Below are 18349 nucleotides of genomic sequence, written 5' to 3' on the forward strand. Positions count from 1 at the left end.
AAGCCCTGTTATGTGATTAAAGGATAGTTCATATCGCCGATTAGAAGCTATCAGCGGACTTGAGAAGTTTGAGAAAGCTAGCTCTGCCGAGGTCTCGCTTAAAGCTGGCGATGACGTAATTACCGTCCTGAGTTTCGAGCAGCCAAAACCGCCCCTCTTTCCTCGCTGACTGAATTTTACCTGTGCGAAGAATAGAACCATCCGCTCTGTGGTAAGCATCGTCATGCTTAGAATGGTCGAAGGACACCCCGAAGCATGTGTCATCTGCGATCATCGCGTCGCTGATAAAAGCTGTGATGGGTACGCTGTATTTTCGAAGACTTGCTCGCACCAAGCGACTCATTTGGAAGTCGCTCACATCCTTACTATGAAACTCCAACTCGATTACTTCAGGCATCCGGCCAAAGCTCCAAAAAAATGACTAAATATGTATTTGCTTCGGTCATTACTTAACCGGCTTTCATTGAAAAAGCGGCACCAATGCTAGCCTCTTTTCTCTGCCCTGCCCCTAGAAGGAGGTAGACCGTATTGTTGGTTTCAAACATGCAGCCTTCAGTGAAAGACACACCAAAATTGCTGCGAACCCACATGCCTGCCTGAAATCGATTTCGGTTATCAAAAACAACTTCATGCGCGTACAGAGTCGCGGGCAGTAAACCCAGTCCGATGAGCTTTTCTTTCTCATCTGAATTGACCGTGAGGTCGATCAAAATCCACTGCCGAACAACGCAGAATGCTTTGCCTGGGAATGACTTTGCTGCTAAATAGATCAGGTCTTCCTCAGACCCCAACCAGCCAGCCATCTCCGCGCCTGCGCCGTAAAGTAGCTGCGAGATTTCTTCTAACGTGACCATATAATTTTCTCGAATTCGTACGCAGCGAAATTCAGTTCGCTAAGGTTCATCACTGAGAGACGGTTCATCAAATCTCGATCAGACAATCCGGATCGAAACCGGTCTGTTGATTCGGATAGCCGCGCGGATTGGAAATCACACGGCACCCATTCTTGAGGAAATCCGCTGAGACGTGGGTATGCCCGTAGACCCAAAGATCGGCCTTGCCTACGAGCTCCCTCCAGTCATTGGCGTAAGCAGCGACCAGGTGTGTGGGAAGCTCATCACCAACGTAATCCAGTACCGGTGCATGGTGCGTAACTACAACCGTTTTGCCATCGAATGGTTTGTCCAGTTCCTGTGTGATCCAGGCATAAGCTGCTTTAGATTTAGCGATCAGGTCATCGGGGCGAAGACGTCGGTAACTCTCATCTGTTCTGATGACGGTGTAGTCGTTCATCCATTCCCAAGCGACGCGTTTTGCCGCAACAACATCTCCCGTCGATGAGAAATCTGTCCACGCCGTCGTGACCAAAAACCGGGCTTGATCAAGAATCAGCGTTTCGTTCTCGAGCACGTGCACGTGAGGAGCTGCTGCCTCTTTCATTTTTCGCAGCGTGTGATCAATGTGACCACCGTAAAACTCATGGTTGCCACACACATAGATCACCGGGCACTGGAATGTGTCGTTCGCCCAAGCTACGCCGCGCGATTTGATATCAATGTCACCAGCGAGAATGACTACGTCTGCGTCGCTTGGCGCGGGCTCGAATCGAGCGAAGCCGAGGTGCAGATCTGAATAGATTTGGATCTTCATGGATTAACCATCCGGTGCCGTTGTCGTGGCAGGGCTCACCTGTCTCTATCAGAGTGTCACTGTGGTCGGGGTCTGATAGCTGGTGCTATGGAAATGCTTCCCGGCAGCAGTCGTGGCGTCATAAATCATCCGAATATTGCTGAGCAAGCCTGCGTCGGTCACACCGGGAGAGCTGCTGTAGATTGCTCCGCTATCGACTTTATGAAGAAGTACGCACTCACCGTTTCCGTCGTAGCCGACGATCGCACTGATCAACTTTTCCATACGCTCTAAAGAACTCCCATTCATGCAAGGGGGAGTCACAACCTGAACCACCTCAATCTTGTGCTCTGGGCTCCGCTGCGAGAGTAGGTGTTTCAGCATCGAAGGGACTGATGGCATCAATTTTTTGAACCGAGCCCTCGCTCCTTCACAAATACGAAAGCGAACGTGATACCAGAAATCCTCGGGGTCTCGCTCGATCATCCGCCAAGCCGTGCGGCCAGGCCCAGGGAAGCCCGTTAGGCCGACCATACAAGACTCATCTGAAATAAACATGGTGCAGTTTTCCTGATTTTGCAGTGCGGCGAGTCGACCGACGTGGACAGAGAACTTGCTCAAACATTTTGGCAATACATAGCTATTGTTTGTGTGAGGTAGTGGCTCCCGCTGAGAAGTTACAAGTCGTTCCAGATCCGTTTGCTCCGAATTATTGAGACAGGGCTACGTCCTGCAGCGGGATGACGCTGCTGAAACATCAATCCGTTAAGGCGAAATCCCATCCGCATGAATATATAGATTTGTATGGGACTACGCAATCGCGGCATACCGTCCTCCTTTGAGGGGAGTCAGGATGTTGCTTCGCAACGCGTATGCGGCAATATTACAGTTGCTAAGGACTCGGCTGGGTCTGACTCAGCACGACATTGCTATGACCGTGGCGCCATCGCACGTCAGCCAGCTTGAAGCGGTCAAAACTTCACCGACCCTAGAGGTCAGCCAAGAGCTTGCACAAGCGCTGCATCTGCATCCCGTTTCTCTTCTAGCGCTGGTTCACGCCGCCAAAGACATGAAAACCGCCAGAGACATTCTTCTATTAGCCATAGAGGAATTGGATGCTATCGAGCTACTGGATACCTCACTCCCTACTCAGCCTGAGAAACTGCCTCATCCCCAGACCATGGCAGCAGAGAAAAAATGGGAGGCAGTTCAGGCGCTGAGGAAAGAAGGACGCAGCCAAGCAGAGGTGATAGAGATTTTGGGACTGCCGAAATCAACGGTCGGACGCCTTTGGCACAAAGATATTTCGTAGAGACAAGTTACTAAGAGAGGCGTCTCTACGAGTAAGCCGGCTAAATGGGTGTGAATGGGGGTGTAATTGGGCTTTGAGACGCTGAAGCTCGTTTCAGATCAATTCCTCGACTTGGAGGAGGTGCGCATAGCTTGCCGACTCGCTACTCTCGCTTAGGGAAGACTTGCTTCCCACGGCAGGCTCTAAATAGATGAGACGGATAGGTGAGTTCGCCGGAAGGTCACAGAAAGCCAACACCTCATTGACTTCAGATTTACTGGTCGCCTGACAATACAGAATGTCCTGCCTTAGGCATTCAGTTGCAAGAATGAAAGTCGTGCCCATCGGGGGGCATCATATTTCTACATGCAGAAATTAATCACGCATGGCCTTCTCGTAGGCGTAAGCGTGATACTAGCAGAGACGTCCATTTCCCTGATCATCCTGCACCAATCCTTGGGGCACGACCGAGCGAAACGATTTCTGGACACAAGGCGCGGGAGTTTCTTCGAAGTCAGTTTGTGGGCAAAGAACTTAAAAAAAGACCTTCAGGTAAGCCTGGCAAAACCGAGAATGCCGATGCCGTGAGAGAACTGAAAGCGTTAGGATTGAGTCAGGCGGAGGTGGCGCGGAGGCTTGGATTGGCGAGTTCAACGGTATATCGTTATTGGCAGCAATAATTCGCTTAAGATTACCCCCCACAGCATCTCTATCCAGTCGGCCTCGTACTCTTCAGGCCGCACGATTCAGCCGAGGATTCTACGCCAGGTTCTCATCGGTGAAACCCGGTTTAGAAAAAAGATGTCTGAGCCTGATTCTTAATTGGACATAGCCAAGCGAATTTTGGTTATCTCATCCACGATAACCTGACTTAGAGAAAAAGGTGTGTGATCAAAATCCAATATCAGTTGCCTAGCCCTTGCAACATCAAGATTACTATCCGGCACCAGTCTCTGAAGCTCAGATGCTGCGATTCGGGAAAGCCCTAATTCAAGAAATGCTCGTCCAGTCGGGGTGCTGACACCTAACTCAAGCGCTAAAGCAAAATCAAATATCTCGGGTATTCGATGACTAAGCTCACCATCAACAAGTACATAGGTAAGAATGTCAATATAGGCCTTGCCCATCTGTACCAACTGGAATCGCACAACATCTTCTATAGTATCAAAAGTATCTTTGATCACTTTACTAGGATTAACATCCGCGACCCTCTTTAACTTATAGTTAGGATTCGTACGCGCATACATATTTTCGATTTCGCGCTTCTTCTGCACCTGATCAGTTTTAGACTTTATTTCATATTTAAGAATCACTGGATAAGGCTTCCCTTCCATCCACCTTACTGCGATCCGCGCAACATACCCACCAAAGTTACCATCAAAACCCTTTATAAATTTAAACATGATATTAAATATATCACGATAATGGGCAAAAGATCGACCACCTAACTCTGACGGATTTTTTGGAATATAATTATCTATCATTCCATCTGCCGCCCTCATCTCCAAAAAAGACATAAGATCATTGAGTGCAAATAAATCCAATGTCCAGTTAGTGTTAAGGACAGTTGACGGCAGCGCTATTTTCTCCGATGCCTTGAGTGAGGCCTCGCTAAGACGATACGACTCCAAAATATCCAACTCAGGTGCCACTCGACTAAGGAACTCGTGAATGTCGCCCTGCCTAGCTTTGCTGATGAGCATTCCAGCTGAAGCAACAGCGTTTCGATGAGCTTCATCACGAGGCTTACTAGAGAGTGATTTGTTCTCAAGTACATGTAAAACGTCGGCAGCACAATAAGTAATAGCCTCAGTCAGCGCAGATTTAATGGTGAATTTAGAAAAAACATCCATGGGCTGTTCGCTCCACGAGTCATAATTAACCAAAAAAACATTACCCACTATGTCTTTTGCCATGCGGCCTGCTCGACCTGCAAAATTCCATAAAAGAGCTGGATCAAGGATTTGCTTATCGCCTCTACCCCGAGCTGGCGTATCAATAAAAACGTTCCGCGCAGGAAGGTTGATCCCTTGAAAAAGAGTTGTAGTGCATACCAAAAACTTAATGGTGCCCTTACGAAATGCCGTCTCTATTGCGTCACGAAGCAATGCGGGCATCTGACCGTAGTGAAACGCAACTCCGTTCTGCACCATATTAATTAAATGGTAATCCGGGTGAATATGATCTTTTATGAACGTGATCAGATCATCATTGTTGCCAATTGCATTTTCATCTGTGACACCAAGAGAAATTGAAGCGGCCAGCTTCGCGGCCTCAGTAGGGGTCTTAGCGTAGACCAACGAGCCACCGCTACTCCCGAGCTCAAGCGCAACGGCGGCCAAGCGCGCTTCTGGGCTTTCCAAGCCAATATCACATACCATGGTTCCGATTGATACGGCACCGTTGGCGGAGAGTAGCTTAAACTCTAGTTGATTAACTCCTCGGCTTTTTGTCACTACGATTCGATTTTGAAGCACAGGAGAGACGGTCGTTGCGATCTCTGTAACCTGTGGCAACCCTAGGCTTTCTAGTGCTGCTTTGAACCCATCTGCTCCTGGGGCTAGCATCACTACGTGGGTGCGGGAGTATCGCTCAAAACACTGCTCTATACAGTCTTGAAGAATCATCCCCCTCGCGCCGTCCGACAAGTTCTGCGCCTCATCAACTACTATCAAATCAATCTTTGCAGACATAGTAGAAAGTAGAGCTTGAAATCGCTCTTGGGTCAAAATGAATATCTGTCTTGAGGTCTGCTCGAAGGTAGGAATATCCGTCACACGAATATCGGTAAAGGTTGCGAGCCGTTCTTTGACCTTTATTAGAACCTCTGCCAGCAATGCTCGTGTCGGGGCAATGTATACAAATGTAAAACTAGGAATTGTTATGGCGCGACGACACAAATGCTCGATGACGAGAAATGATTTTCCAGCAGACGTTGGCGCTGATATAGCGAGAGAAGCCCCACTCTCCAATGAGTCCCAAACTGTCTTCTGGTAATCGGTTAAAGCGATACTCTGGCCATTAACATGAATTGTATTGAGATACTCAATTACGTTTCGCTGGATCATGCCAGCGAGACTTGTTAGTTTAGATTTAAAAGTCAGCTCGCTATATTTAAGTCCAGGAAAGTTCCCTAGCTCAGCTAATATAACTGAGCACCGCTCCAAAATAGTAGAATCCTGGCTCACTAGCATGGCATTGAACGCAATAGCCTGAGCTAGCCCCAAATGAACTTCCACTGGGGATTGAGCAAATACGGACGCGCAGTACAAAAGCTTCCCCAAAGCTTCTTGATCAGGTACTAAATTTGAATTTTCAACGTCACTTGGCAATGTACTTGCTGCACCGGACGCGCGAAGCTCACCAAGCGACTTTTTAAATTCAGAGTTTACAATCAAACGCGCCGACAACTCAGATGCAAAACTACTCATCTTGATCGTCCTCACATATTGAAGACTCATTCAGCTCTGAGTCCGACGGAGCGGCAAGAATACCCAAGGACTCGTAAAACTGCTCCCTCAGTTCATTTACATCCGGCACAGCCACCAGATACAACATGCACTTACTTTGATCGACACCGTGCGTCAATAACTGAGCCCTTACATTTTTGTGATGCCGACCGTGATCTTTAATGTATAGATCTCCAAAGTGACGCTCATGCCTGTCTAGCGGCCCATCATCATCAACTGGTATCGTATTCGAGAAATGCTTCGTTTCGGAGTAGCAGACTACGCCTACAGACCGCTCACGCCTTGGGGCATTAGGTTTTGCAAATACATCCAAATACTCCATAAGAAGCTCCTTGTCCGCAGTTGCCAATGCGTCCAGATTCCCCAAATCTCTAACAAGCCCATATTCCTGCATGTATTGCTTTTTGCTGCTACCAAAGCCAGCAACTGACTCCGCATAATCTGCCGTACCGCTTGCGGCAGTCTTGGCTAGTTTCGACTCTAGAAAATATACATTCAGCCTGCCATCCGTAACGGAGGCATGAATGCCATCAAGGCCATGGACTGGCATGTTGGCTGAAGTCTTCAACGACATTTTGGCAACGAGCTGTGCAGCGTTCAGGTGATGTACGGCAACGCAATAGGCAAGGACTTCTCCCACCTCGCTGGCCCTTGAAGGATATTCCGTTCGAAACTGGATAAACGCACTCTTAACTGCTCGGCTGATTTGGGAAGTCAGTGACAAATCGCCATTCGTACCTGACCTCAGAGCCGCCAAGTACGCATCGCGTCGCCGACGACTAAGGGCATAGTTCACCGCTTGGCTACTCAAAAAATCGGCAAGTGAAAGAGTGTTTGGAACATCCTCCTGGAAGCGTACATGTAGCAGCGCCATCTTCGGGGGTAGGCCCGGCGGCTGAGGGGGAAAATCCAGAGCACATCTGACGAAATCATCCAACGGAGACTGATCGAGGAGTTGATCTATTACATCGCTGAGAGGTGAGCTAACTGATGATGACGACACTCTTCCTTTCCTTGGTAGGGCCCTACGCGAGCCCCTTGAACCTTCGGGAAGGAGAGAGACTGATGCGCGTGATGGCCTGATAATGACGAGGTTGAATGCAGAATGCCATCACCGTTCGATCCATCCGCCAAAAACATCAGTTATCTAGCAGGCGCTGCAAATAGTTGCTCAACTATTATGGCTACGCTCACTCACTCACTCTCAGATGAATAGTTGGATTTTGGGGGGCATAACTCTAGGTTGCATCCAGTCGCAGAGCTGTCACACCAACAAATGCCCGACCGGCGTCGCCACCCAGGACCCCCTGCGCCAACGCGCGCTGGTGGTGCCGGACAAAGCCCAGCGCGTATTCAATTTCCATCGCAGCACGCTCAAGGCTTTGGCGGAAATGCTCGCTGCCGCCGGCCTCGAACATCCGTCGCAGTTGTCCGCCAAGCACCTGGTGCGGCGCATGTCGGCGACCGAGATCAAGCTGTTCTCGCAGTTGCACGTATTCCTCAAACCCGGCGAACTGCTGACCGGTGAAGTGAATGGCGAGTTCTACTCACGAATGTGGCAGATGGCGCGGGCGGACAGTTTTGAGCCCAATGAAGTGGCCGCCGCCTGACGTTGGCTCCAGCGCTGAAGGTTCGGGACGACTTCAGCGCTCGCCGTCGAGTATAAACAGGCGCGCCTCGACTTCCTCTCCCTTGAGGGTCTGCGTCTGTTTCCATCCCTTGGGAAATGTCACGACCTTTTCTGGCCGGGGCCTGCCGGTCACCCACCAGACTCTTTTGGAGCTGAGTTTTACTGTTGCGACATTGTCGAAAAAAATCCAGTCCAACGTCTGAGGGATAAGAAGCCAGCCGCCATAGTTGAAGGGACCGTCCGAAGCTCCTGTCGGTAATCGGGCGACGTAAAGCCTCGGCTGGATACCCGTGGTGTTGTAGTAGTGGAACGGCAAATACCAGTACAGGCCGTCAATGACCAACTCGTCGCCTGCCTCGGCCTCCCTCTTGATGCCATCTGCCAACGTGTCCAGCCTCGCCATCTTACGAATGAAGGTTCCGTTCAGCCCGTCATCCTGCGAATACACTTTCTGCAGTCCATGTATTTCCCCTGCAACAAACACGCTCAAGCAGAGGAGTGCAATCACAGGACGTCGTTCAGCCAACCGATCCAGCACAACGGCGACGAACAAAGGCAAACCGGCGGCGGCAAACACCAGGTACCTGGGAACGAAGATCGGAACGGCCAATGACAAGAAAAATGCCGTGATGAGCGGTACGAAGAAGTAGCCGATGACCAGCACGGTCGAGCGGCGGTCCGTGCGCCTATACCGCCACGCCATCACACAACAGACGATCACCACCGCAGTGACAATCAGCGTGCCCCACAACCCGCCCTCCGTGGTTGATATCATCGCCGCACATTGCGCGATAAAACTCGGCAACATGTCCCATGTGGTCGGCGAAATCCATTCGAGTCCTTGCATTTTCCACGTCTGGTCAATCAGATGCGGCAACCAGGGCGAATAGAGCACGACAATCGCGACATTGGCCATCAGCCACTTGCGCACAGGCAACGATGTTGACTTGCCACTACCCGGTCCCGACCAATACAGCCAATGCACCAGCACACCGAGCGCTGCAAAGTAGTGTGTGTAGAAAGCCGCTGTCATCAGCAGCACGTACATCACGGGATAGCGTTTGAGTTGCGGCTGCCGACGCCAGCAGACCAGTGCAACCGTAGCGGCCATCAGCCAGAAACCGACGAGCGTGTACATGCGCACTTCCTGGCTGTAACGAACCGTGATCGGCAGCAGCACCAGCAAGACGCCTGCGATACAGGCCGCTCTTCGCGTGGCGAGCAGACTCATCAGTTTGATACTGAGCAGCACCGTGCCCACATCTGCCACGGCGCTCAGGCCGCGCACAGCCACCACACTGGCGCCAAACAGCATCGTCCAGTAATGAAGAATCACGTAATACAACGGTGGATGAACGTCTCCCGCCGTGGTGGACCAGATCAATGCCGGCGAACGCTCGCTCAGCATCAGGCTATAGCCTTCGTCGTACCAGATGATCGGGACTGAAACTCCGTGAAATCGAACGATCAGGGCCAGGGTGAGCAACGCCAGCACAGTCGATGGGTAGACGGCCTGACGCCACTGACGCACCTGAACATCCTCGGCCAGACGCCCCATCGTATTCATACAATCCTCTTCAGTGAGGGTTTGTCGGCTGGCTCGTCGCTGCCTTTGATGATGTCCTTGATGACATAGCGGGGGCGATGCTTGGACTCCATATAAATGCGCCCGATGTATTCACCGAGGATGCCGATGCCAATCAATTGAACGCCGCCCAGAAACAGAATCGCCGTCATCAGGGACGGATACCCCGGGACATCGTTGCCGAACAGAATCTTGTCCAGAATCATGTAAGCCGCATACACAAGTGCCGCCAGCGAGATGATGCCGCCCACGTACGACCAAACACGCAACGGCACCGTGCTGAACGAGGTGATGCCTTCAAGTGCCAGGTTCCAGAGTTTCCAGATATTGAATTTGCTTTTGCCGGCGGCGCGTGGCGCGCGATCGTATTCAATGACTCGCGTATTGAATCCGGCCCATGACAGCACCCCCTTCATGAACAGCTGCTGCTCCGGCAGGCTCTTGATGACGTCAACGACTTTCCTGTCCATCAAGCGAAAATCACCGACATTTTCTTCGATGCGGGTCGAGGCAATCCGATTGAGCAGGTGGTAGAACAGGGCCGCGAAATGGCGTTTGAAATAACCGTCGGCCGAACGGTTGCGGCGTTTGGCAAGCACCACGTCAGCGCCATCGGTCCACTCCTTGATCAGCCGGGAAATGACACTGACCGGGTCCTGCAAGTCCACATCCATCGGAATGACCGCATCACCGGTGGCATATTCCAGCCCGGCAAACAGCGCAGGCTCCTTGCCGAAGTTGCGTGAAAAATTAATCAACAGCACATCGCTGTCCTGCCGGGCGATCGAGCCGGCCAGCAGTAACGTGTGATCGGTGCTGCCGTCATTGATGAACAGGATTTCAACCTGATAGGGGCTTAGCGAGGGTTCCTGGCGAACAGCCTGGTAGAACAGGTCAATCGCCTGCTCCTCATTGAACACCGGAACAATCAACGAGACTTTCATGTGTCACGCTCGCGAAACACCACGTATTTTGAATACAAAAAGCCGAGTACCAGACTCAATGCCGAAAACAGGGCCACGGTGAGCAAACCATGCAATCGCCAGACGTCGCCCAGATGGCCGACACCCAGGCTCAACGCTCCCATTCCCGAAACAAACAGTAGATAACCAACGACCGAGACCCGGGTGGCGAAGGTAAATTGCGCGTTCATGTAGAAGGAAAACGACGCAGCCACGCAGAAGGCCGCCAGGTTGCTGACCGCCTGACTGAGGCCGGCTGCAACGCTCAGCACGAAAAAGATCTGCCAGTGAATCAGAGTGTTGGCGACCCCGATCACCGTGTAGCTGGGCAACCCTTTCCACAACTGTCTCATGTGAGGTCCCTGTCTTAGAACGTTAGGTTTCCCATGAATATTGGAACCTGTCTACTGTCAGAAATCGCAGGGTTTTAGACCTTTCAGACCAGCGGTTGAGCCTCGGGGCAACGCCGGAGACATCCGGTAATATCCCGACTTTGCAATTGCCCGCGAATCAGTCCACCCTGCGCGCCGCCGCTTGGGCGCGCGGCCTTTTGCGCCCGCGGCCAAGCCCATTTTCACCCGCTGTTACGAGCCTGCTGTCATGACGTTAACGCGCGATCACCGGATCGACTTCTTTCGTGGTCTGGCCCTGATCTTCATCTTTTGGGATCACGTGCCCCACAACCCTTTGGGGCAAATCACCCTGCGTAACTTCGGTTTCAGCGATGCGGCCGAGGTTTTCGTGTTTCTGGCAGGTTTTGCGGCCGTGCTGGCGTACGGCAAAGTCCTGGCGCACGAAGGCTTTCTGATCGCCTGCGTGAAAATCCTGCGCCGCGCGTGGGTGCTCTACGTGGTGCATATCTTCCTGCTGGCGATGCTGATGGGCATTGTGTTTTTCGCCAACAGCCACGTGGAAACACGGGATCTGGTGGAGGAAATGGGCATGCATCACTTCATCAGCAACCCGCAGCAAGCGTTGATCGATGAGTTGCTGCTGCGCTTCAAACCGAACCTGATGGACCCGCTGCCGTTGTACATCGTGCTGTTGGCGGGCTTGCCCCTGGTGCTGCCGCTGCTGGTGCGCAAGGCCTGGGCGGTGGTCGCGATGTCGATGGCGCTGTACCTGATGGTGCCGCTGGCTGGCTGGAACCTGGCGGCCATCAAGGACGGCGTGTGGTATTTCAACCCGGTTGCCTGGCAGTTGCTGTTCGTACTTGGCGGTGCTGCTGCGATCTACAGCCAGCGCCCGCGCTTGCCCGAATCTCGCCCGCTGGTACGCCAGCCGTTGTTTGTGGGTGCGGCGCTGTATGTAGTGACCGCGGGGGTGTTGACCGTCCTGTGGCGTTGGCCGGAGATTCACGATGCCGTGGTCCCGGCCAGCGTGCAAAACTTCCTGTACCCCATCAGCAAGACCGATCTTTCCCCTGTGCGCCTGCTGCATTTCCTGGCACTGGCCTACGTCACGGCGAAACTGATTCCCGACAGTGGATGGACGCAAAACTGGCTGGCGCAACAATGCTGCCGCATGGGCCGTTTCTCGCTGGAGGTTTTCTGCCTGGGCGTGCTGCTGGCGCCCTTGGCGGACATGGTCAATGCGTTGACCGACGATGCTTTCGCCATCCAGATCTTCACGGCGCTGGTAGGGGCCGGGTTGATGGCGCTGCTGGCGACGTGGCTTGAGTTCAACAAGCGTTTGAACCAGACAATCAAAAGATCGCAGCCTTCGGCAAACAGTATCCCCCTGTAGCAGCTGGCGAAGCCTGCTGCTACAGGGAATGTGTGGCGGGTGAAACGCATCCTGCAATCAATGGTGCTGCGGCGACTTCAAAACAAAAAGCCCCGATCATTGTCGACCGGGGCTTTTATGTTTCACGCATTACAACTTACGAAACCGAACGCACCGCACCCTGCGACACATTGGTCGGTTGCAGCTTGAACACGTAGAACAGCACCGTCAGCAGCACCAGGAACGCAGGTCCCACATACAGCGCCACGCGGGTGTCCGGGAAGTACGCCATCAGGCCGACCACCAGCACCAGGAACGCCAGCGCCAGGTACGAACTGACCGGGTACAGCCACATGCGGTATTTCAGACCGGCCTGTTCACTGGCGCTCAAGCCTTTGCGGAACTTCAGCTGGGCCAGCAGGATCATCGCCCAGGTCCAGATCGCGCCGAAGGTGGCAATCGCCGTCACCCACACAAAGACCTTTTCCGGCACCAGATAGTTGAGCAATACACCCAGCAGCAACGCGCCAATCGACAGCAGCAGCGCACGCCGCGGCACACCGTTGCCCGACGTCCTGGCGAACCCCGCCGGGGCCTGGCCGTTCTGCGCCAGGCTGTAAAGCATGCGCCCGGTGCTGAAGATGCCGCCGTTGCAGGACGACAGCGCAGCGGTGATCACCACGAAGTTGATGATGCCCGCCGCGGTCTTGATGCCCAGACGCTCGAAGGTCATCACGAACGGGCTGCCCTGGGTGCCGATTTCGTTCCATGGGTAGATCGACAGGATCACGAACAACGCGCCGACGTAAAACAGCAGAATCCGCCAGAACACCGAGCCGATGGCGTTCGGGATGGTCTTTTGCGGGTTCTTCGCCTCACCGGCGGTCAGGCCGATCATCTCTACGCCGAGGTAGGCGAACATCACCATTTGCAGCGACATCAACACGCCTTGCACACCGTTGGGCATGAAGCCGCCGTGGGTCCACAGGTTGGAAATCCCCAGGGCCACACCGTCGTTGCCGAAGCCGAAGGCGATGATGCCAATGCCGCCGAACACCATCGCAATGATGGTGACGATCTTGATCAGGGCAAACCAGAATTCGAATTCACCGAAGGCCTTGACCGCGATCAGGTTGATCGAGCCCATGCTGATCAGCGCAGCGAGCGCCCAGATCCAGCGCGGCACGTCGGGGAACCAGATGCCCATGTACACCGCCACGGCAGTGATTTCCGCGACGCAGGTCACCAGCCACAGGAACCAGTAGTTCCAGCCGGTCAGGAAGCCCGCCAACGGGCCGAGATAGTCTTGGGCATAACGGCTGAACGAGCCGGCGACCGGGTTGTGCACGGCCATTTCGCCGAGGGCGCGCATGATCACCAGGATCGCCAGACCGCCGATGATGTAGGACAGCATGATGGCCGGGCCGGCCATTTCGATGGCCTTGGCCGAACCCAGGAACAGGCCTACGCCGATACAGGCGCCGAGTGCCATCAGGCGAATATGCCGCTCGCCGAGTTCACGTTTAAGCGGACCGCCCTGAGCGGTCTCGCCTTGGGGCAGGTGATTGCCTGTGGGCATGGGGGACATCCTCGTCTTGTTATTGGATATGGCCACCGAGTGGCGAAGCGCTGACCGATAAGCCATCGCTTCCCGAACCGGCCCTGCTTCGTGGGCAGAGCTGTCTTGTAGGAAAAACCCGCAAAATCAGTGGGAAAAGCGGCGCCGAGTATTGCACAACAATGGTGCATCGTCATGCCCTGACCAAAGCTGTATTTACCCTAGAAAAGGCTCTAATTCGGCCATTACAGACCACCACAAGGCTTCAGCCGCAGCATCACTTGTGGCGAGGGGGCTTGCCCCCGTTCGGCTGCGTAGCAGTCGCAAAACAGGAAAACGCGGTGTACCAGACAATCACCGGTCGCAGGTATTAGCGCCGCTTCGCAGCGTAACGGGGGCAAGCCCCCTCGCCACAACAACAACAACAACAACAACAACAACAACAACAATCTTTTCATGCCGTTATTCCTTCACAGATATCAGAGTTTTCACTCAACGCCTGCAGCTCTGACCTGGACAACCGGGTACTAGCCTTGAATGTGCAATTGATACCCTCAAAAGGAAGCAATGGAATGCCACCTCAACCCAACTCCCACCGCTTGCGTCTGGGACGATATTCCGAAAGCGGTCGGGCATATCTCATCACCGCCGTTGTCCATGATCGTCAACCGGTCTTTTCGGATTGGCATTTGGGACGCTTACTTGTCGCAGAACTGCGCCGGGCTCATGAATCCAACGTGGTGAATTCCATCGCATGGGTGATCATGCCCGATCATTTTCATTGGTTGATGCAGCTGGAAGAAAGCAATCTGGGGCGCGTTATCGGAGCCATCAAGTCACGTTGTACCCGCAAAGTGAACGAAATCACCGGCCGCCGTGGCCCGCTCTGGCAATCCGGCTACCACGACCGGGCCATTCGCGATGGAGAGGACCTTCTGCCGTTCGCCCGCTACATTGTTGCCAATCCACTCAGGGCTGGGCTTGTGGATAAAATTGGCGACTACCCGCTCTGGGATGCGTGCTGGCTGTAAACGGACGCCCTTACACCAAAATCTTTGTGGCGAGGGGGCTCGCCCCCGTTGCGCTGCGAAGCGGCGCCAAAACCTGCGACTGGTGATTTCTGACACACCGAGTTCACCTGTTTTGCGACTGCTTCGCAGCCGAACGGGGGCAAGCCCCCTCGCCACAAGTGCTTCAATTGGCCTGATTATCGGTGCGTCCGTGCATCATTTTGCCCTTCACAATTTTTTTCACCATTGCCATCCACCGTCTAAGCTTCAGACAAGTCCGATAAATCTGCGTGAATGGATCAGTCGACTATGGGCGCTTTGTGGCAAACCGATTCGAGTAAAACCGTGGTCCCGACTGAAGGTGTGGATGAAGCGCCGTTACCTGAAAAACCCCGTCGCTCGAAACACGGTTGGGGAGCGTTCTGGTTACTGCTGTTGATTATCGCGATTGTCGTGGGGCTGGCCGCCGCGAGGGAGATGCGTACCTCCAGATTTCAGGCCCGGGAAGTCAGCAAATACGCCGCATCCCTGAGCTATGAGCTCAAACCCGGCCCCAGCGATGCGATTCGCTATCCGGGCGACGGTCCGTTCGATCGGCGCCTGGGCTACAGCTCGCTGGATGAATTCCTGCCGCGCTTGATCAAGCGCGATTTCATCGTTGAGGCGCAAACCCGCTTTTCCCCGGCGCTATTGAAGTACAGCGATCGGGGTCTGTTCGTACCCTATGCCGAGAAGATCCAGGCCGGGCTGTCGATCACCGATTGCCGTGCAGCGCCGCTGTACCAATACAACTATCCGCAGCAGCTTTATTCATCCTTTGCCTCGATTCCGCCGGTGGTGGTCAACAGCCTGCTGTTCATCGAGAACCGCTTCCTGCTCGACCCCAAACAACCTCTGGCCAACCCGGCCGTGGACTGGCCGCGGTTCGGCATGGCGGCGTGGTCCCAGGTGGCCAAGTTGTTGCACGTGCCCGGCCAATCCGCCGGTGGCAGTACTCTGGCCACGCAACTGGAGAAGTACCGGCATTCCCCCGATGGTCTGACGGTCAATGGCGCGGAAAAAATTCGCCAGATGGTCTCCGCCACCGTACGCGCCTATCAGGCCGGGCCGCAAACCCTCGAAGCCCGGCAGAATGTGGTGCGCGACTACCTCAACAGCGTGCCGCTGTCGGCCGTACCGGGCCACGGTGAAGTGCATGGCATGGCTGAAGGGTTGCGCGTGTGGTACGGCTCCGACTTCAAACTGGCCAACGAAGTGTTGTCCAGCACCGCGACGGATCCAAAAACCATGGCGGACAAAGGCCTGGCCCTGCGCGAAATGCTGTCGCTGATGATTGCCCAGCGCCGCCCGTCGCATTACCTGACCAAGGGCCGGGATGAGTTGGCCGACCTCACCGACAGTCATATTCGTTTGCTGGCCCAGAACAATGTGATCGATGCGCCGTTCGCCGCCGCGGCACTGGCCAGCAAGGTGACGTATCGCGACTGGGCGACCCAGCCGACCATCCAACCGATCGAAACCAACAAAGGCATCAGCGTGGCCCGCAGCCGCCTGGCCGGTTTGCTCAATCGTCCGCTGTACGACCTCGATCGCCTTGACCTGTCGGCCACCAGCACCCTGCAAGGGGAATTGCAAACCCAGGCCACCGCGTACCTGAAAAAACTCGCCGATCCGGCCTATGCGACGCAAATCGGCCTGATGGGCGAACGCTTGTTGACCCCCACCAGCACCACCCAGGTGCGCTACAGCTTCACCCTGTTCGAACTGACCCCGGACGGCTCGCGGGTGCGGGTGCAGACCGACAGCACCGACCAGCCGTTCGACATCAACGAAGGAAGCAAACTGGAACTGGGTTCCACCGCGAAAATGCGCGTGCTCACCACCTACCTGCAAATCATCTCGGAGCTGCACGACAAATACGCCGGTATGGGCGTCCCGGAACTGAAGAAAGTCGACGTACCCGATCAGGACCGCCTGAGTCGCTGGGCGGTCGATTACCTGATCGAGAACAACGACCGCGACCTGCAGAAAATGCTCGGTGCAGCCCTGGACCGCAAATACTCCGCCAGCCCCGGCGAGGCGTTTTTCACCGGGGGCGGCCTGCATGTGTTCCACAACTTCCGCAAGGAAGACAACGGCCGGATACCGACCCTGCGCGACGCCTTGCGCGAGTCGATCAACCTGCCGTTCATTCGCCTGATGCGTGACCTGGTGCGCTACACCACCTACTCCGGCCCGAACAGCAGTGCCGAACTGTTCAAGGACGACCGCGACCCGCGGCGCCAGGAATACCTGGCCTCGTTCGCTGACCGCGAAGGGACTTCGTTCCTGCTCAAGTTCTGGAAGAAGTACAAGAACAAGGACACCCAGGAGCGGCTCGACACCTTCCTCGACAGCATGCGCCCGACGCCGATCCGCATGGCCGCCGTACACCGCTACTTGCTGCCGCAGGCCAGCCAGGAAAGCTTCAACTCCTTCGTGCGCTCGCACCTCCAGGGTGAAAAGCTCACCGAAAAACTCACCGACGAGCGCCTGCAACGGCTCTATGAAGCCTATGGTCCCGGCACCTACGACCTGCCCGACCAGGGTTTCATCGCCAAGGTGCACCCGCTGGACCTGTGGCTGATGGGCTACTTGCTGAACCACCCGGATGCCAAGTGGGGCGATATCGTCAAGGCCAGCCAGTTCGAACGCCAGGAAGTCTACAGCTGGCTGTTCAAGAGCCGGCACAAGGGCGCCCGCGACAGCCGCATCCGCACCATGCTGGAGATCGAAGCGTTCCTCGACATACACCAGCGCTGGCAGAAAGTCGGCTATCCGTTCGACCACCTGGTGCCGTCGCTGGCCACCGCCATCGGCAGCTCCGGCGACCGTCCGGCAGCCCTGGCCGAGCTGATCGGCACCATCCTCAACGACGGCGTGCGCATGCCGACGCTGCGCATCGACAGCCTGCATTTTGCCGCGGGCACGCCCTACGAAACCCGGTTGATCAACGACCCGGATGTGGGCAAACGGGTGATGCCATCCGAGGTCGCCACCGCCATGCGCGAAGCCCTCTCGCAAGTGGTGGACGCCGGTACCGCCAAACGCGTGGCCGGCAGTTTCAAACTGGCCGACGGCACCCCACTGGCCATGGGCGGCAAGACCGGCACCGGCGACAACCGCATCGAAGCCATCGGCTCCGGTGGGCGGATTCTCAGCTCCAAATCGCTCAACCGCACGGCGACCTTCGTGTTCTATATCGGCGATCACCACTTCGGCACCCTGACCGCCTTCGTACCGGGACGCTCGGCGGAAAGCTTCACCTTCACCTCGGCGCTGCCGGTGCAGGTGCTCAAGGGCATGGCGCCGATACTGACGCCGTACCTGCAACCGGGCACCCACACAATGTGCGGTGCAGGAGCAGGTTCGCCGGTCGTCACCCAATCCGCGACCGCACTGGGCACATCTGCACGTTAAAAGGTGGTATTCCCGTATTTTTCGCTCTTT

Annotated in this window: 15 protein-coding genes and 1 pseudogene; 6 read left to right on the top strand and 10 right to left on the bottom strand. The window is 54.8% G+C overall.

The features are described 5' to 3' along the window. Positions 1 to 40: 40 nt before the first annotated feature. The 4 genes from ABIA48_RS09390 to ABIA48_RS09405 all read right to left on the bottom strand — a co-directional run bounded on the left by ABIA48_RS09390 (position 41) and on the right by ABIA48_RS09405 (position 2187). Complete coding sequence (locus ABIA48_RS09390) at positions 41 to 397, bottom strand: hypothetical protein (protein WP_429488144.1); 357 nt, start codon at positions 395 to 397, stop codon at positions 41 to 43. 52 nt (positions 398 to 449) lie between these two features. After that, positions 450 to 854: a DUF6957 family protein gene (locus ABIA48_RS09395; protein WP_429488146.1), complete on the bottom strand. Its 405-nt coding sequence runs from the start codon at positions 852 to 854 to the stop codon at positions 450 to 452. A gap of 67 nt (positions 855 to 921) precedes the next feature. Beyond that, on the bottom strand, positions 922 to 1650 hold the full coding sequence (locus ABIA48_RS09400) for a metallophosphoesterase family protein (RefSeq protein ID WP_429488148.1): 729 nt from the start codon (positions 1648 to 1650) through the stop codon (positions 922 to 924). A gap of 48 nt (positions 1651 to 1698) precedes the next feature. Continuing rightward, a complete protein-coding gene (locus ABIA48_RS09405; protein ID WP_429488150.1) occupies positions 1699 to 2187 on the bottom strand; it encodes a hypothetical protein in 489 nt (162 codons plus the stop codon). Between the two features lie 295 nt (positions 2188 to 2482). On the opposite strand from ABIA48_RS09405, the gene ABIA48_RS09410 reads away from it, so the two are divergent. Then, positions 2483 to 2941 carry a helix-turn-helix domain-containing protein gene (locus ABIA48_RS09410; protein ID WP_429488152.1) on the top strand — a complete coding sequence of 153 codons (459 nt, stop codon included), beginning with the start codon at positions 2483 to 2485 and terminating at the stop codon, positions 2939 to 2941. A 500-nt stretch (positions 2942 to 3441) separates the two neighbouring features. Beyond that, positions 3442 to 3600 carry a helix-turn-helix domain-containing protein gene (locus ABIA48_RS09415; RefSeq protein ID WP_429488154.1) on the top strand — a complete coding sequence of 53 codons (159 nt, stop codon included), beginning with the start codon at positions 3442 to 3444 and terminating at the stop codon, positions 3598 to 3600. A 138-nt stretch (positions 3601 to 3738) separates the two neighbouring features. On the opposite strand, the gene ABIA48_RS09420 is transcribed toward ABIA48_RS09415, so the two are convergent. Further along, positions 3739 to 6351, bottom strand: a complete 2613-nt coding sequence (locus tag ABIA48_RS09420; RefSeq protein WP_429488156.1) for a DEAD/DEAH box helicase — start codon at positions 6349 to 6351, stop codon at positions 3739 to 3741. Continuing rightward, positions 6344 to 7393 (bottom strand): HamA C-terminal domain-containing protein, encoded by a 1050-nt coding sequence (locus ABIA48_RS09425; protein WP_429488158.1) that lies wholly within the window; start codon positions 7391 to 7393, stop codon positions 6344 to 6346. Before ABIA48_RS09425 ends, ABIA48_RS09420 begins: the two co-directional genes overlap by 8 nt. Before the next feature lie 235 nt (positions 7394 to 7628). Here ABIA48_RS09425 and ABIA48_RS09430 point away from each other — a divergent pair. Continuing rightward, positions 7629 to 8000: pseudogene (locus ABIA48_RS09430) on the top strand (glutamate synthase-related protein); the annotation flags it as partial. 33 nt (positions 8001 to 8033) lie between these two features. On the opposite strand, the gene ABIA48_RS09435 reads toward ABIA48_RS09430, so the two are convergent. The 3 genes from ABIA48_RS09435 to ABIA48_RS09445 are packed head-to-tail and all read right to left on the bottom strand — an operon-like array spanning position 8034 to position 10920. Further along, the gene (locus tag ABIA48_RS09435; protein ID WP_429488160.1) at positions 8034 to 9587 is read right to left on the bottom strand and encodes a glycosyltransferase family 39 protein; all 1554 of its coding nucleotides are present in this window, start codon (positions 9585 to 9587) and stop codon (positions 8034 to 8036) included. Continuing rightward, positions 9584 to 10549 carry a glycosyltransferase family 2 protein gene (locus ABIA48_RS09440; protein ID WP_429488162.1) on the bottom strand — a complete coding sequence of 322 codons (966 nt, stop codon included), beginning with the start codon at positions 10547 to 10549 and terminating at the stop codon, positions 9584 to 9586. The genes ABIA48_RS09435 and ABIA48_RS09440 overlap by 4 nt, the downstream gene beginning before the upstream one ends. After that, on the bottom strand, positions 10546 to 10920 hold the full coding sequence (locus tag ABIA48_RS09445) for a GtrA family protein (protein ID WP_429488164.1): 375 nt from the start codon (positions 10918 to 10920) through the stop codon (positions 10546 to 10548). Before ABIA48_RS09445 ends, ABIA48_RS09440 begins: the two co-directional genes overlap by 4 nt. Before the next feature lie 247 nt (positions 10921 to 11167). Here ABIA48_RS09445 and ABIA48_RS09450 point away from each other — a divergent pair, with 247 nt between their 5' ends. Next, positions 11168 to 12313, top strand: a complete 1146-nt coding sequence (locus ABIA48_RS09450; RefSeq protein ID WP_429488166.1) for an OpgC family protein — start codon at positions 11168 to 11170, stop codon at positions 12311 to 12313. Positions 12314 to 12449: 136 nt separating this feature from the next. On the opposite strand, the gene ABIA48_RS09455 is transcribed toward ABIA48_RS09450, so the two are convergent. Then, positions 12450 to 13871: an amino acid permease gene (locus ABIA48_RS09455; RefSeq protein ID WP_429488168.1), complete on the bottom strand. Its 1422-nt coding sequence runs from the start codon at positions 13869 to 13871 to the stop codon at positions 12450 to 12452. A 551-nt stretch (positions 13872 to 14422) separates the two neighbouring features. On the opposite strand from ABIA48_RS09455, the gene ABIA48_RS09460 reads away from it, so the two are divergent. Beyond that, the gene (locus tag ABIA48_RS09460; protein WP_008000210.1) at positions 14423 to 14881 is read left to right on the top strand and encodes an REP-associated tyrosine transposase; all 459 of its coding nucleotides are present in this window, start codon (positions 14423 to 14425) and stop codon (positions 14879 to 14881) included. A 288-nt stretch (positions 14882 to 15169) separates the two neighbouring features. After that, the gene (locus ABIA48_RS09465; RefSeq protein WP_429488170.1) at positions 15170 to 18319 is read left to right on the top strand and encodes a transglycosylase domain-containing protein; all 3150 of its coding nucleotides are present in this window, start codon (positions 15170 to 15172) and stop codon (positions 18317 to 18319) included. Positions 18320 to 18349 lie beyond the last annotated feature (30 nt).

The organism is Pseudomonas sp. S30_BP2TU TE3576, assembly GCF_050436025.1.
Taxonomy (GTDB): domain Bacteria; phylum Pseudomonadota; class Gammaproteobacteria; order Pseudomonadales; family Pseudomonadaceae; genus Aquipseudomonas.